Genomic DNA, 14,448 nt, shown 5'->3' with positions numbered 1-14,448 from the left:
TCCGCGGGCAATGGCGCCCGCCCCTTCCGATTGTGGCGCGTATCGCGGCGCCAGGGGCAGATCGTCAACGCATCGGCGCCGGAATCCGCCCGAATTGCGTGTAATCATGCATCCATCATCGGTAGTCTCGGGGGCGATTGCGTCACCAGCGTGACCCGGATCGGAGGTTGGCATGGCGGAGGACAGCGCGGGCGCGGACGGCGGCGGGACGACGACGGACCCGCTGATGCGGCGGCTCGTCGAGACGGCGCGGGACGGCGGATGGCTGCGCGACGTGGGCGACCGGCACATGGCGCATCACCGGCCCGGGGGCGCGACGCTGCTGGTCGGCTTCGAGGAGCTCGAGACCGCGCGCGAGCGCGACGAGCCCGCTCCTTGGACAGCGCGACTCGCGGCGAAGCGGGGCTACGCCACACTCACCATCCTCGCCGACGGGCGGACCTGGTACCGCGACCCGGCGCTGGAGGCGCTGTTCGACGAGCTGACCGACGAGGGGTTCTTCGACGAGTTCGACACGGTGATCTTCGCGGGCGGCGGCGCCGAGGGGTATGCGGCGTCGGCCTATTCGGTGGCCGCGCCCGGAGCCACGGTGTTCGCGGTGCAGCCCCTCGCCACTCTGGACCGCGCGCTCACCCCCTGGGAGCGGCGCTTCCGCTCGGCCTGGGCGCTGGCATGGGGCCCGCGCTATGCCTACGCACCCGATCTCGTCGGCGGCGCCGAGCGCGTCTACGTGGTGTCGGACCCGACCGAGACCTTCGACGCGATGCACGCGAGCCTGTTCCGCGGCCCTCACGTGATGCACTTGCCCGCGACCCATGCTGGCCCCGAGATCTGGCAGCGGTTGGAGACCATCGGCATCCTCGACCGGCTCGTGGCGGGCGCGGAGTCTGGCGCGCTGACGCCCCTGCGCTTCGCGCAGCTCTGGCGCGGGCGGCGACGCGATCGGGCCTGGCTCGGGGGGATGCTGCGCAAGCTGGACCGGCGCGGGCGGCCCTGGCTCACAGGCCTCTTCGCGCGCTACGTGGCCGACCGCCACGACAGCGCCCCCGCGCGCCGGCGCCTCGCGGATGCCCGTGCGCGCCTGTGCGAGGAGGGCCGCGCCCTGCCCGGCGAGGAGCCGCCCGCCGAGCCGGTGCGCGAGGCGGGCTAGGTGCCCGCCGCCCGCTCCAGCGCAGGGTAGCGGGCCCCGAGGGTGATGCCGCGCGCGGCGAAGGAGATCATCAGCGCGGCCCAGAGGCCGTGGTTGCCGAAGGGCGGCACGAGCACCAGCAGCGCGGCGAGGTAGACGGCTGCCGACACGACCATCATGTCGCGCATGTCGCGGGTGCGGGTCGCGCCGATGAACACGCCGTCGAACATCCACGACCACACGCCGACGAGGGGCGCCGCCACCATCCACGGCAGGTACGCCCGCGCCTCGGCCCGCACCGCCGGGTCGGTCGCCATGAGGTCCACGATGCCCCCGCCACCGGCCGCGAAGGCAAGCGCGAGAACCGCCACCGTGCCCGCACCCCAGCCGAAGCACATCGCCACGGCACGCCGCAGCCGCGCCCGGTCGCCTGCGCCGAAGTAGCGCCCGACCAGCGCCTCCACCGCGAAGGCGAAGCCGTCGAGGGCGTAGGCGGTGATGTAGAGGAACTGCAGCAGCACCTGGTTGGCGGCCAGCGTCACGTCGCCGAACGCACCACCGCGCAGGAGGAACGAGGTGAAGGTGGCCTGCAGCAGCACGGAGCGGATCATGATGTCGGTGTTCACGGCCAGCATCCGCCGCAGACGCGGACCCTCGAACACCCGCGCGGGGTCGCGCCAGGCCGGGTGGCGGAAGGCGTCGCGGCAGAACCACAGGGCGAGCGCGGCCCCGCCCCACTCGGCGAGGAAGGTGGCCGCGGCCACGCCCTCCACGCCCCAGCCGAGGCCGAGCACGAACCACAGGTCCAGCACGATGTTGGCGCCGTTCATGGCGAGCTGGATCGCCAGCACGGCCACGGTCCGCTCCTGCGCGATGAGCCAGCCCGTCAGCCCGTAGACCGCGATGGCGGCGGGCGCCGACCAGATGCGGATCTGCATGTAGCTCCGTGCGAGGCCCTCGACCTCCTCGGTCGCGGGCGAGACCCGGAACGCGCCCCAGAACAGCGCCGCCTGCCCCGCGATCAGCAGCAGGCCGGCGGCGGCGGCGATCAGCAGCGCGCGGGAGAGGAGCGCCGACATCTCGGCGGTCTCGCCCCGCCCGAGCGCCTGGGCGGCGAGGCCCGTGGTGCCCATGCGCAGGAAGCCGAACACCCAGTAGACGGAGGTGAGCACGATCGCCCCCACCCCCACGGCGGCGATCGGCGCCGCCTCGCCGAGCTGCCCCACCACGCCGGTGTCCACGGCGCCCAGGATCGGCACGGTGGCGTTGGACAGCACGATCGGCAGGGCGACCCGCAGGATGCGGCGGTGCGTGAGCGCCCCCCCGCCCGCCGCGGCGGCGTCAGTCACCGCGCGGCGGCATCACGAAGTGGCCGGTGCCTTGCGCGAACAGCCGCGCGCGGTTGTCCTGCCAGCCCTCCACGTGCACGGACGCGTAGCGCCGCCCCGAGCGGTTCACGCGCGCGCGGGCGTAGGCGTCGCGCGGGAGCCCCGAGCGCAGGTAGTCCACCGAGAAGTCCACGGTCTTGGGCAGGCGCGGCGGGCTGGAGGGATCGAGCGCCGCGGTGTCGAGGCGCCCCGCCTCCACGTCGTCCCAGATGATCGACCAGCCCAGCGTGACGATCGCCGTCACCTCGAGGAACGCCGCCGTCACCCCGCCGTGGATCGCCGGCAGCGCGGGGTTGCCGATGAGCTGGGGCGCGTAGTGCAGCACGCCGGTCAGCTCGTCGCCGCGGCGGTCGAAGGTGATGCCGAGGAAGCGGATGTAGGGCACCCCGTCCACCAGCGCAGCGAGCGCGCCGTCACGGCGGCGCTTGATGTCGCCCACCGGCTCGGGCGGGGGCCTCACCGTCGGCGCTCCACGGTGAAGGCGCCGTTGGCGACGGCCACCAGCCCCTCGGCGTCGGCGGCCTCGGCGCGCACGAAGGCGACCGAGCGGGTGATGTGGAAGCAGCGGGCGGTAGCGGTGATGCGGTCGCCCGGGCGCGCGGGGCGCATGTAGTCGATCCGCAGGTCGAGCGTGGCCGTGGCGAGGGTTGCCTCGGGGTGGCACATCACGGCGGCGCCGCCCGAGGTGTCCATGAGCGCGCTGACGGCGCCGCCGTGGATCACGCCCGTGCGCGCGTCGCCCACCAGCTCGGGCGCCCAGGGCATGGAGATCACCGCCTCGCCGTCGGCCACCCGCTCCATGCGCATCCCCAGTGCCACGCAGTGCGGAAGGGCGGCGACGAACGACCGGGCGACGTGGGCCTTCTGCTCTTCGGAATCCATGCCTCCTGCTGACCGAACCGGCGGCATCCGGCAAGGCCCCATCGCCGGCGTGGACAGGAGGCGCGCGGCCGTGGCAACGTGTCTTTCGGGAGAGCACGATGACGGACCGACTGGACTTCAAGGCGATGTGCGCGCGTTTCGACGTGACGCCGCGGACCTTGCGTCACTACGAGTACATCGAGTTGCTCGCCCCCGACCGCGAGGGGCGCGCGCGCTTCTACGGCCCGCGCGAGGTCGCGCGCATGAAGCTGATCCTGCGCGGGCGGAAGTTCGGCTTCGGGCTCGAGGAGATCCGCCAGTGGCTTGAGCTCTACGACGCCGACCCCGACGGGCGGGTCCAGATGCGCCGCTGGATCGAGATCGCCGACGCCCAGCTCGCCGAGCTCGCCGAGCGGCGCCGTCATCTCGAGGAGGCAATCGCCGAGCTTCGGACCCTGCGCGACGGGGTGGCCGAGGGGCTCGTGACCGCGGCAGCCGACTAGGGCGCCGGCGGGTTTCCGCGCCTTGTCCGATGGCCTACGTCCCGTGACGCCACGTCGCCCCTTGGATGACGCGGCGTCTCGCTTACGTCAACGTCACCCACCGTCCTACAAACCGCAGCGAGGCTTTTTCTCGGCGGCCCGGGACGACCACTCACACCGGAAGGCCCCGACATGTCGAAGGACACCATGACCATTCGCGAGATGTGCGATCTCTACGGCGTCACGCCGCGCACCTTGCGCTTCTACGAGGCGAAGGAGCTGCTGTTCCCGATCCGCCAGGGACAGCGCCGCCTGTTCACCCGCCGCGACCGAGCCCGCCTCAAGCTGATCCTGCGCGGCAAGCGCTTCGGCTTCTCGCTCGAGGAGATCCGGCAGCTGCTGGACCTCTACGACCTGGGCGACGGCCAGTTCACCCAGTTCGCCCGCACCCTGGAGATCGGCCGCGCGCGGCTGGCCACGATGGTGCGCCAGCGCGACGAGCTCAACGAGGCGATCGCCGACCTCCAGGAGCAGCTGCGCTGGGGCGACACGATGCTTCAACGGATGCAGCCGGACCGGAAGGCCGGCTGATCCCCACACCCCGCCCGCGATCCCGACCCGGAGGTTCCCGATGACGACCTACACCGCCCCCACGAAGGACATGCAGTTCGTGCTCCACGACACGCTCGGCGTCGCCGCGCAGGACGTGCCGGGCTACGCGGACCTCGACCGTGACTTCACTGGGGCGATCCTGGACGCGGCCGGCCAACTGGCGACGGACGTGCTGCATCCCCTCAACGCGGTCGGCGACCGCGAGGGATGCCGGCTCGAGAACGGCGTGGTGCGCACGCCCACGGGCTTCCGCGAGGCCTTCGACCAGGTGCGCGAGGGCGGCTGGACCGCCCTTGACGCCGACGAGGCCTACGGCGGCCAGGGACTGCCTTACGTGATGCAGACCGCGGTGGGCGAGATCCTGTCGTCGGCCAACATGGCCTTCAACATGTACCAGGGCCTGACCCACGGGGCCTACTCGGCGATCCACGTGCACGGCACCGAGGCGCAGAAGGCGAAGTGGCTTCCCAAGATGGTGTCCTGCGAGTGGACCGGCACCATGAACCTGACCGAGCCCCATGCCGGCACCGACCTCGGCATGATGCGCACCAAGGCCGTGCCGCAGGAGGACGGGACCTACCGCATCACCGGCCAGAAGATCTTCATCTCGGCGGGCGACCACGACATGGCCGAGAACATCGTCCACCTCGTGCTCGCCAAGATCCAGGGCGGCCCCGAGGGCATCAAGGGCGTGTCGCTGTTCATCGTGCCCAAGCGGCTGGTGGACGAGGACGGCAACGTGGGCGAGCGCAACGGCGTCTCGGTCGGCAAGATCGAGGAGAAGATGGGCATCCACGGCAACTCGACCTGCGTCATGAACTACGACGAGGCCGAGGGCTACCTGCTGGGGCAGGAGCACAAGGGCATGCGCGCCATGTTCACCATGATGAACGAGGCGCGGCTGGGCGTGGGCCTGCAGGGCTACGCGCAGGCCGAGGTCGCCTACCAGAACGCCCTCGCCTACGCGCTCGACCGTCTCCAGGGCCGCGACGTGACCGGCACCAAGAACCCCGACGGGCCGGCCGATCCGCTGATCGTGCACCCTGACATCCGCCGCAACCTCATGGACCAGAAGAGCTTCGTCGAGGGCGCCCGCGCGTTCACCTTCTGGGGCGCGAGCATGATCGACCGCGCGCACCGCAACGACGACAAGGCGGCGGACGGGCTGATCTCGCTGCTGACCCCGATCATCAAGGGCTTCCTGACCGACAAGGGCTACGAGAGCGCGACCAACGCCCAGCAGGTCTACGGCGGGCACGGCTACATCGAGGAATGGGGCATGTCGCAGTTCGTGCGCGACGCCCGCATCGCCATGATCTACGAGGGCGCGAACGGCGTGCAGGCGCTGGATCTCGTGGGCCGCAAGCTCGCGCAGGACGGCGGCAAGCATGTCATGGCGTTCTTCGAGATGGTGAAGGCGTTCTGCAAGGAGCACGGCGAGGACGAGGCCATGCGCGGCATCGTCGAGCCGCTCAAGGACGCGTCCAAGGACCTCCAGGCTGCCGGCATGTACTTCATGCAGGAGGGCATGAAGAACCCCAACGCCGCGCTGTCGGGCTCCTACGACTTCATGCACCTGTTCGGGCACGTCTGCCTCGGGCTGATGTGGGGCCGCATGGCCAAGGCGTCGCTCGATGCGCTGGCCCAGGACGGCGCGGACCGCGACTTCCACGAGGCCAAGGTCGCCACGGCGCGCTACTACATGGCGCGCCAGCTCCCGGCGACGAAGATGCACCTGGGGCGCATCCGGACCGGCGCCGAGACGGTGATGGCGCTCGACTCGACCGCGTTCTAACCTCGCGGGCGGGCGCCGGAGGGGCGCCCGCCGCTTGAGCCGGAGGCCCGATGCCCAGACCCCAGCGCCTGACCCGCCGCTTTCCCGCGCAGATGAGCGAGGCCGCCTACCGGCGCCTGCGCCGCTTCGCGGACGGCGCGGGCATCAGCGAGGGCGAGGCACTGAGCTTCCTGTTCGAGAACTTCGACAGCGTCACCGACGCCGAAAACCTGCCCCACCGGCTGCGCCTCCACCAGCAGATGCTGGCCGGGCGCGCGGCGCGCGGGGCGCCCGACGAATGACGCCGCAGCGGGCCCTGCCCCGCCGCCGCCACTGCCACCCTGGGGAGATCCGATGATCCAGCTGCATTGCTTCGGCGAGTCCGGAAACAGCTACAAGGCTGCGCTCGCGCTGGAGTTGGCGGGCGTCGCGTGGGAGCCGGTGAAGGTCGACTTCTTCGCGGGCGCCGCCCGGAACCCCGAGTTCCGCGCCCTCAACCCCATGGGCGAGGCGCCGGTGCTGGTGGAGGGCGAGACCCGCCTCACCCAGTCGGGCGCGATCCAGCAGTGGATCACCGACCGCACGGGCCGGTTCGGCGGCGACGAGGACGAGCGCTACGAGGTGCTGCGCTGGGTCTTGTGGGACAACCACAAGCTCTCGTCGCAGGCCGGCATGACCCGCTTCCTCATGAACTTCCTGCCCGAGGAGAAGCGCCCCCAAGAGGTGATCGCCTTCAGCCAGGGGCGCCTCAAGGCCGCCTACGAGACGCTGGACCGTCATCTCGAGGGCCGCGAGTGGATCGTCGGCAACGGCGTCACCAATGCCGACCTGAGCTGCTGCGGCTACCTCTTCTACCCCGAGCCCTTCGGCTTCACCCGCGCCGACTGGCCCCACATCGACGCTTGGCTGGAGCGCATCGCCGCCCTGCCCGGCTGGAAGCACCCCTACGACCTGATGCCCCGGGCCCTGCCCGGCGGCGAGAGCTGAGAGGCCATCTCATGACCGAAGCCTACATCTACGACGCCGTCCGCACCCCGCGCGGCAAAGGCCGCAAGGACGGCTCGCTCCACGAGGTCACCGCGGTGCGCCTGTCGGCGCAGGTGCTCGACGCGCTGGCCGAGCGGTCCGGCTTCGAGGGCCACGCCGTGGAAGACGTGATCTGGGGCAACGCCACGCAGGTCATGGAGCAGGGCGGCTGCCTCGCGCGGACCGCCGTGCTCGCCTCGAACCTCGACGAGCGCATCCCAGGACTGTCGATCAACCGCTTCTGCGCCAGCGGAATGGAGGCCGTGAACCTCGCCGCCAATCAGGTGCGCGGCGGCGCGGGCGACGGCTACATCGCCGGCGGCGTGGAGTGCATGAGCCGCGTGCCCATGGGATCCGACGGCGCCGCGGTCGCGGTCGATCCGTCGGTCGCCATGAACCAGTACTTCGTGCCCCAGGGCATCTCCGCGGACATCATCGCCACCGAGTACGGGTTCAGCCGCGACGACGCCGACCAGTTCGCGGTGGAATCCCAGCGCCGCGCCGCGAAGGCTTGGGAGGAGGGACGCTTCGACGGCTCCGTGATGACCGTGCGCGACGTGAACGGCCTCGCGATCCTAGACCGCGACGAGTACATCCGCCCCGGCACGGACATGCAGTCGCTCGGCGCGCTGAACCCCGCCTTCGAGGCGATGGGCACCACCATGCCCGGCTTCGATGCCGTGGCGCTGATGAAGTACCCCCATCTCGAGCGCATCCGCCACGTGCACACCGCCGGCAACTCGTCGGGCATCGTGGACGGCGCTGCCGGCGTGCTGGTCGGGTCCAAGGCGTTCGGCGAGCGCTGGGGCCTGAAGCCCCGCGCCCGCATCCGGGCCACCGCGAAGATCGGCACCGACCCGACCATCATGCTCACCGGTCCCGTGCCCGTGACCGAGAAGATCCTCGCCGACAGCGGCATGGCGATCGGCGACATCGACCTGTTCGAGGTCAACGAGGCGTTCTCGTCCGTGGTGCTGCGCTTCATGCAGGCCTTCGACGTGGACCACGACCGCCTGAACGTGAACGGCGGCGCGATCGCCATGGGCCACCCGCTGGGCGCCTCGGGCGCGATCATCATCGGCACGCTGCTCGACGAGCTGGAGCGCTCCGACAAGGAGGTCGGCCTCGCCACGCTATGCGTCGCCTCGGGCATGGGCGCGGCCACCGTGATCGAGCGGGTCTGAGCGGGTGGCGGACGCACGCGACATCTACCAGGCGCATCTCGACCGCACGTCCCAGATGCTCTGGGACCGGGACTACGACGCCCTCGTCGCGTGCATGCGCTACCCTCACGCGGTGCGCACGCCGGAACGGACCGCGATGGTCGCGGGGCCGGACGCCCTGCGCGCCTTCGCCGGCGACTTCCGCGACAACCTCGCCGCGCTCGGCGTCACCGCCTTCCTGCGCATCTGCGAGGAGGCCGCGATGCTGACGCCGGACACGCTCGCGGGCGTTCACACCACCTACGCCCTGCGCGGCGCGACGCCGGTGATCGAGCCGTTCCGTACGCGCCTGCGCCTCGAGCGCGTCGACGGGCAGTGGATCGGCGGCGACATCGAGACAGCGGCCCGCAACGCCGACATCCGCGTCAACGTCGCGCGCACCGAGACGGGCGCGGCGTGACGGGCGCTTCAGAACGGGGATGCGGGCGGGCGGCCCCCGGGCCATACCGGGCCGATGCCCCGCCGGCGGCGCTCCGCCGGCACGCCCCCTCCAGGAGAGACTGACCGATGCAGCAGGCCCCGAAGGCGATCTACCAGCAGATCCTCGACGAGAACTCGCGCTTCCTTTGGGAGCGGGACTTCGACTCCATGGCCGCGCAATGGGTGCTGCCGGCCGAGATCGGCGCCTACGACAAGGTGATCGAGGTCGAGACGCCCGCGGACCTCAAGGCCTTCGCCGCCGACTTCCGCGACAACCTCGATACGATGGGCGCGACCGCCTACTACCGCTACGGCCTCGGGGCCGACTACATCGACGGCGGATGCATCGTCGGCACGCACACGGTGTTCGCCATGCGCGGCGCCGAGGTCGTGATCGAACCCTTCGGCAGCGAGATGACGCTCCTGCTCCAGCCCGACGGGCTCTGGAAGGTGAAGGGCATCATCACCCAGGCCAACCTTTCCGACATCCGCTCCAGTCCGGGCAATCCCCGGATCGAGCAAGACTGACACCGAGCGCGGCGCCGCGGCGCGCGCGAAGCCCCCGTGGGAGACGAACGCATGAGTGACTTCACGATGGAGAAGGGCGACGACGGCGTCGCCGTGATTACCTGGGACGTGCCGGGCAAGAGCATGAACGTCATGTCGCTCGAGGCCTGGCCCCTGCTGGACGGGCTGATCGACGACGCGCTGGCGGACGGCGCCGTGCGCGGCATCGTCATCACCTCCGGCAAGGCGGGCAGCTTCGCAGGCGGCATGGACCTCAACGTGATCGCCACCATGAAGGAGCAGGCCGGCGACGACCCCGCTAAGGGGCTGTTCGACGGCATCATGGACTGCCACGCGATCCTGCGAAAGATCGAGCGCGCGGGCATGGACCCCAAGACGCTGAAGGGCGGCAAACCCATCGCCGCCGCCCTGCCCGGCACCGCGCTCGGCATCGGGCTTGAGCTGCCGCTCTCGACTCACCGCATCTTCTGCGCCGCGAACCCGAAGGCCAAGATCGGCCTGCCCGAGATCATGGTCGGCATCTTCCCCGGCCTGGGCGGCACTACGCGCCTCGTGCGCAAGATGGGCGCCATGACCGCCTCCCCGTTCCTCCTTGAGGGCAAGATGCTGGCACCCGACAAGGCCAAGTCCGCGGGCCTGATCGACGAGGTGGTGGAAGACCCCCTCGCCGCCGCCCGCGCCTGGGTGCTGGAGGCCAAGGACGCGGACCTCGTGAAGCCGTGGGACGCGAAGGGCTACAAGATGCCCGGCGGCGCGCCCTACCACCCCGCGGGCTTCATGACCTTCGTGGGCGCCTCCGCGATGGTGAACGGCAAGACCAAGGGCGTCTATCCGGCCGCCAAGAACCTGCTCTCGGCGGTCTACGAGGGCGCGCTGGTGCCCTTCGACACCGCCCTCAAGGTCGAGGCGCGCTGGTTCGTGCACACGCTGATGAACCCGTCGTCCGCGGCCATGATCCGCTCGCTCTTCATCAACAAGGAGGCGCTGGAGAAGGGCGCCAACCGGCCCGACGTGCCCGACCAGAAGGTCGCCAAGCTCGGCGTGCTGGGCGCGGGCATGATGGGCGCGGGCATCGCCTACGTGGCAGCCAACGCCGGCATCGAGGTGGTGCTGATCGACCGCGAGCAGGAGGCGGCCGACAAGGGCAAGAGCTACGGCGAGGGCATCCTCGACAAGGGCATCTCGCGCAAGAAGGTGACGGCGGAGAAGAAGGCCGAGGTGCTTGGCCGCGTCCATGCCACGACCGACATCGAGGCGCTGCGGGGCTGCGACCTCGTGGTCGAGGCGGTGTTCGAGGATGTGGGCGTCAAGGCCGAGATGACGCGAAAGGTCGAGGCCGTGGTGGGCGAGGACTGCATCTTCGCCACCAATACCTCGACGCTGCCGATCACCGAGTTGGCCAAGGCGTCGGAGCGGCCCGAGCAGTTCATCGGCATCCACTTCTTCTCGCCCGTCGACAAGATGCTGCTGGTGGAGATCATCCGCGGCAAGGCCACGGGCGACCGCGCGGTGGCCAAGGCGCTCGATTTCGTGCGCCAGATCCGCAAGACGCCGATCGTGGTGAACGACGCGCGGTTCTTCTACGCCAACCGCTGCATCATCCCCTACATCAACGAGGGTATCCGCATGGTCGCCGAGGGCGTCGAGCCCGCGCTGATCGAGAACGGCGCCAAGTTGCTGGGCATGCCGCTCGGCCCGCTGCAGCTGGTGGACGAGACCTCGATCGACCTCGGCGTGAAGATCGCGAAGGCGACGAAGGCGGCGATGGGCAACGAATACCCCGACGGCGCCGTGGACGAGGTGCTGTTCTGGATGGCCGACCAGGGACGCATGGGCCGCAAGACCGCCTCGGGCTTCTACGACTACGACGAGAAGGGGAAGCGCGGGGCGCTCTGGGAGGGGCTGCGCGCGCAGTATCCCGTCCGGGACGAGCAGCCAGACCTCCACGAGGTGCAGAACCGCCTGATGTTCGCGCAGGCGCTGGAGGCGGTGCGCGCGCTGGAGGACGGCGTGCTCATGGACATCCGCGAGGGCGACGTGGGCGCGATCCTCGGCTGGGGCTTCGCGCCGTGGTCGGGCGGCCCGTTCGGCTGGCTCGACATCGTGGGCGCGGCCTGGGCGGCGGACAAGACAGCGGAGCTGACCGAGAAGTTCGGCGCCCGCTTCGAGACGCCGCGCACCATCCGCGAGATGGCCGAGTCGGGCGACACCTTCTACGGCGGCGCGGCGGCGGCCGCGGCCGCCTGACCTTCCGGGCGCGCCCCCGCGAGGGCGCGCCCATTGTCCCCGGATGGCGGCAAATCACCACCTCGGGGCGCGGATCGTTTCACCGTTCCGCCGGATTCGATGGCCATGCCGGGGACAGTCGCGCCTCCGGAGACCCGTGCCATGACCCCTGCCCGCCTCGCCCTCGTCGCGCTCGCCATCGCCGCCACCGCCACGGCGGCCGCGGCGCTCGACTTCACGCGCATCCGCTCGGAGCGCGCGTTCCGCGACTTCGTGGCGGACCGCACGCTGGTGGACGAGTTCGGCGGAACGCTGGTCTTCGCGGCGAACGGCGGAGTGGGCGGCACCAAGGACCGGCACCGGGTGTCGGGCGGCTGGCGCTGGACCAACGAGGCGCTGTGCCACGCCACGCGCCTCGACGGCATCGTGGTCGAGCAGGATTGCAAGCACCTCTACATCCTCGGCGACATGGTGGTGATGCGCGCGAAGGAAGGACGCTCCAGCCAGGAGACGTGGCGCCTGCGCTAGCGGCGCGTCACCGAACCGGCCGGCCCGTGGCCGTGGCGAAGGCGGCCCGCGCCTCATCGCGCGGGGTCTCGGGCCGCACGGCGCGGGGGCCTTCGGGAAAGCTCTCGATCAACGCGCCCTCGGCCTGCACCAGCGCGTGCTCGGGCAGGTGCAGCTCGAAGTAGCGGATGTCGGCCATGGGACGGTCGCGGGCGATGCCGCCGATGCCCACGAGGTCGGCCACCCGCACGAACGCGCCGTCCTCGCCCGGCAAGAGCACCCGCATCCCCGGCGAGACCCGCATCGGCGTGTGGTTGCCCAGCGTGCCCACCGGAACGCGGATCGGCCAGAGCGCGGGGGCGTAGGCCCAGTCCGCCCGGGCCAGCACCACCCGTTCCACGGCGCGCAGGCTCATCACGTCGGAGCCGCTGCAGCAGATCCGGTCGCCGGCCTGCAACGTCTCCACGGCGCGCGGACCGTCGGGCGTGTCGATGCGCGTGGCGGCGTGGACCATCGGGCGCGTGTCGGGCTTGCCTGCCGCGGCCGGAGCGGGCTTGGCCGCGGCCTTCGGGGGGGCGGCGTCGGGCGCGACGGGAGGCGGCGCCGAGAAGATGCGTTTGCTCATGTAGTGTCCCGCTCCAGGCCCGGTCGTTCGGTCCTTCATGCCGCGCCGCGCCGCCGGACGTAAGCCGCGCCGCGCCGCGGCGGCGGGCGAGCGGGATCATGCCGAAGGGGGTGCGTAGCCGAAGCGCTCGCAGTCGTCGGCGCAGATGGCGGCGACCTGCGCGACGGTGTCGGGATCGTAGATCGCCGCCAGGTCGCGCGGACGGGTCGACACGTTAGCGCTGGGGACGTCGAGGCGGAAGCCGAGCAGCGCCTCGAAGGGCGCGAGATCGCCGGCCAGATGCTCCAGCCGCACGAAGATCGGGTCGCGCCCCCCGGCCACGTGGGAGCGGAGCGGGTTCGCCCGGAAGGCGGCGGCGGTCTGGGGGTGCAGCACGAAGTCGCGGAACGTCGCGCGCTTCGCCAGCGCCACCGCGGGATGGGAGAAGTCCTGGGCGCGGGCCCAGTGGTAGTAGCTCGCCATCCGGTCCCACGGGTCGCGCACCAGCGTCACGGGCCGCAGGGCATCCAGCACCCCGTCCGGCAGCAGCCCCCGGATGTCGGCGAGCGTGGAGTGCTTCCAGAGCCGCCCCGCCGTGCGTACGCTCCGGACGCGGCCTCGGCGCGCGCGGCCCTTCGGCGTGTCCGAGACGATGATGTCGTCCGCGTGCGCCCGCGCCTCCAGCGCCAGCGTCAGCGCGGTGCCCCCCGTCTTCGGCGCGTGCACGAAGACGTAGCCGCGGCCCGGCGAGACGATCACGGGGCCGCGGCCGGCGCTTCCGCGTCGCCCCCGCGAAGCGCGATTAGGCTGCCGGCGAAGGCGATCAGCGCCAGCCCCGCCAGTCCCAGCGGCCCTGTCGCCTGCCCCGCCACCAGCCAGCCGAACAGCGCCGAGAAGCCGAGCACCGAGAACTCGAACACGCTCGCCAGCGAGGCCTCGGCGAGCTGGTAGCCCCGCGCGAGCAGCGTGACCGCTACGAGGCTGCCCGCCGCCTGCACCGCGGTCCAGAACCACACCTCGCCCGTGGGCGGGACCCAGCCGCGGGTGAGGTAGCTCGTCCCCTCCCCCAGCACCCCGGCGACGACGATGCCCCCCGCGCCCCAGAGCGCCAGCCCCGCGAACACCCCCAGCGCGATGGCGAGGGGCTGCTCGGCGCCGCACCACTCGCGCGTGGCGATGGCGGCCACGGCGTAGAACGCCCCCGACGCGATCGGAACGAAGGTCAGCGGCCCGATCGTCGCCGGGTCGGGCGACAGCACCAGGAGCACGCCCGCGAAGCCGATCAGCGCGGCGACGACGCGCACGGGGCCGATCCGGAGGCCGAACAGCGTGACCGACAGCACGAGGATCCAGATCGGCGCCGAGAACAGCCCCGCCGCCGCCTGCGCCACGGGCAGGAAGCCGAGCGCGCCGAAGTAAATCACCATCGCGGTGGACATGAACAGCGAGCGCCCCGCCAGCCCGCGCCACGAATGCACCCGCAGGCGCGCGCCGCGCAGCCACAGCCACGCGCCGGCCATGGCGAACATCATCGCCGCGCGCAGCAGGTGGAAGGTCCAGAGCGAAGAGGTGCGCGCGATCACCTGCACGAACTGGTCGATCAACCCGATGATGGCCATGGCGGCGAGGATCGAGGCCGCCGAGGCGAGGGTCCGGTTCTGCATCGCG

At 71.5% G+C, this 14,448-nt stretch carries 17 protein-coding genes; 11 read left to right on the top strand and 6 right to left on the bottom strand.

What is annotated here, in order from left to right:
• The first annotated feature begins 172 nt into the window (after positions 1–172).
• Positions 173–1,150 carry a phosphoadenosine phosphosulfate reductase gene (locus K3554_RS10205; protein WP_259939883.1) on the top strand — a complete coding sequence of 326 codons (978 nt, stop codon included), beginning with the start codon at positions 173–175 and terminating at the stop codon, positions 1,148–1,150.
• Here K3554_RS10205 and K3554_RS10200 read toward each other — a convergent pair.
• Genes K3554_RS10200 through K3554_RS10190 form a run of 3 tightly spaced genes read right to left on the bottom strand, consistent with a single transcriptional unit; the run spans position 1,147 to position 3,399 of the window.
• Positions 1,147–2,478: an MATE family efflux transporter gene (locus K3554_RS10200; RefSeq protein WP_259939880.1), complete on the bottom strand. Its 1,332-nt coding sequence runs from the start codon at positions 2,476–2,478 to the stop codon at positions 1,147–1,149. The two genes, K3554_RS10205 and K3554_RS10200, sit on opposite strands and share 4 nt — an antisense overlap.
• Positions 2,471–2,977, bottom strand: a complete 507-nt coding sequence (locus K3554_RS10195) for a PaaI family thioesterase (protein WP_259939878.1) — start codon at positions 2,975–2,977, stop codon at positions 2,471–2,473. Before K3554_RS10195 ends, K3554_RS10200 begins: the two co-directional genes overlap by 8 nt.
• Complete coding sequence (locus tag K3554_RS10190) at positions 2,974–3,399, bottom strand: PaaI family thioesterase (protein WP_259939875.1); 426 nt, start codon at positions 3,397–3,399, stop codon at positions 2,974–2,976. The genes K3554_RS10195 and K3554_RS10190 overlap by 4 nt, the downstream gene beginning before the upstream one ends.
• 98 nt (positions 3,400–3,497) lie before the next feature.
• Between K3554_RS10190 and K3554_RS10185 the strand changes: the two genes are divergently transcribed.
• The 10 genes from K3554_RS10185 to K3554_RS10140 all read left to right on the top strand — a co-directional run bounded on the left by K3554_RS10185 (position 3,498) and on the right by K3554_RS10140 (position 12,197).
• On the top strand, positions 3,498–3,881 hold the full coding sequence (locus K3554_RS10185; RefSeq protein ID WP_259939873.1) for a MerR family DNA-binding transcriptional regulator: 384 nt from the start codon (positions 3,498–3,500) through the stop codon (positions 3,879–3,881).
• A 171-nt stretch (positions 3,882–4,052) separates the two neighbouring features.
• Entirely contained in the window at positions 4,053–4,451 is a 399-nt protein-coding gene (locus K3554_RS10180; RefSeq protein WP_259939872.1) for a MerR family DNA-binding transcriptional regulator, read from the top strand.
• 40 nt (positions 4,452–4,491) lie between these two features.
• On the top strand, positions 4,492–6,267 hold the full coding sequence (locus tag K3554_RS10175; RefSeq protein WP_259939870.1) for an acyl-CoA dehydrogenase: 1,776 nt from the start codon (positions 4,492–4,494) through the stop codon (positions 6,265–6,267).
• 50 nt (positions 6,268–6,317) lie between these two features.
• Positions 6,318–6,548 (top strand): hypothetical protein, encoded by a 231-nt coding sequence (locus K3554_RS10170; RefSeq protein WP_259939868.1) that lies wholly within the window; start codon positions 6,318–6,320, stop codon positions 6,546–6,548.
• 52 nt (positions 6,549–6,600) lie between these two features.
• Positions 6,601–7,233 carry a glutathione S-transferase family protein gene (locus K3554_RS10165; RefSeq protein ID WP_259939866.1) on the top strand — a complete coding sequence of 211 codons (633 nt, stop codon included), beginning with the start codon at positions 6,601–6,603 and terminating at the stop codon, positions 7,231–7,233.
• Between the two features lie 11 nt (positions 7,234–7,244).
• Positions 7,245–8,456 carry an acetyl-CoA C-acetyltransferase gene (locus K3554_RS10160; protein ID WP_259939865.1) on the top strand — a complete coding sequence of 404 codons (1,212 nt, stop codon included), beginning with the start codon at positions 7,245–7,247 and terminating at the stop codon, positions 8,454–8,456.
• A gap of 4 nt (positions 8,457–8,460) precedes the next feature.
• Complete coding sequence (locus K3554_RS10155; protein ID WP_259939864.1) at positions 8,461–8,895, top strand: hypothetical protein; 435 nt, start codon at positions 8,461–8,463, stop codon at positions 8,893–8,895.
• A gap of 107 nt (positions 8,896–9,002) precedes the next feature.
• Complete coding sequence (locus K3554_RS10150; RefSeq protein ID WP_259939863.1) at positions 9,003–9,443, top strand: hypothetical protein; 441 nt, start codon at positions 9,003–9,005, stop codon at positions 9,441–9,443.
• Between the two features lie 51 nt (positions 9,444–9,494).
• A complete protein-coding gene (locus K3554_RS10145; protein ID WP_259939862.1) occupies positions 9,495–11,690 on the top strand; it encodes a 3-hydroxyacyl-CoA dehydrogenase NAD-binding domain-containing protein in 2,196 nt (731 codons plus the stop codon).
• A 141-nt stretch (positions 11,691–11,831) separates the two neighbouring features.
• The gene (locus K3554_RS10140; protein WP_259939860.1) at positions 11,832–12,197 is read left to right on the top strand and encodes a hypothetical protein; all 366 of its coding nucleotides are present in this window, start codon (positions 11,832–11,834) and stop codon (positions 12,195–12,197) included.
• A gap of 7 nt (positions 12,198–12,204) precedes the next feature.
• Here K3554_RS10140 and K3554_RS10135 read toward each other — a convergent pair whose 3' ends face one another.
• The 3 genes from K3554_RS10135 to K3554_RS10125 all read right to left on the bottom strand — a co-directional run bounded on the left by K3554_RS10135 (position 12,205) and on the right by K3554_RS10125 (position 14,444).
• Complete coding sequence (locus K3554_RS10135) at positions 12,205–12,801, bottom strand: Hint domain-containing protein (RefSeq protein WP_259939859.1); 597 nt, start codon at positions 12,799–12,801, stop codon at positions 12,205–12,207.
• Positions 12,802–12,897: 96 nt separating this feature from the next.
• Entirely contained in the window at positions 12,898–13,539 is a 642-nt protein-coding gene (locus tag K3554_RS10130; RefSeq protein WP_259939857.1) for a sulfotransferase family protein, read from the bottom strand.
• A complete protein-coding gene (locus tag K3554_RS10125; RefSeq protein ID WP_259939855.1) occupies positions 13,536–14,444 on the bottom strand; it encodes a DMT family transporter in 909 nt (302 codons plus the stop codon). Before K3554_RS10125 ends, K3554_RS10130 begins: the two co-directional genes overlap by 4 nt.
• Positions 14,445–14,448: the final 4 nt, after the last annotated feature.

The organism is Jannaschia sp. W003, from assembly GCF_025144335.1.
Taxonomy (GTDB): domain Bacteria; phylum Pseudomonadota; class Alphaproteobacteria; order Rhodobacterales; family Rhodobacteraceae; genus Jannaschia.
Note: the sequence above shows the minus strand (reverse complement) of the source record. Positions and strands in the feature narration are given on the sequence as shown.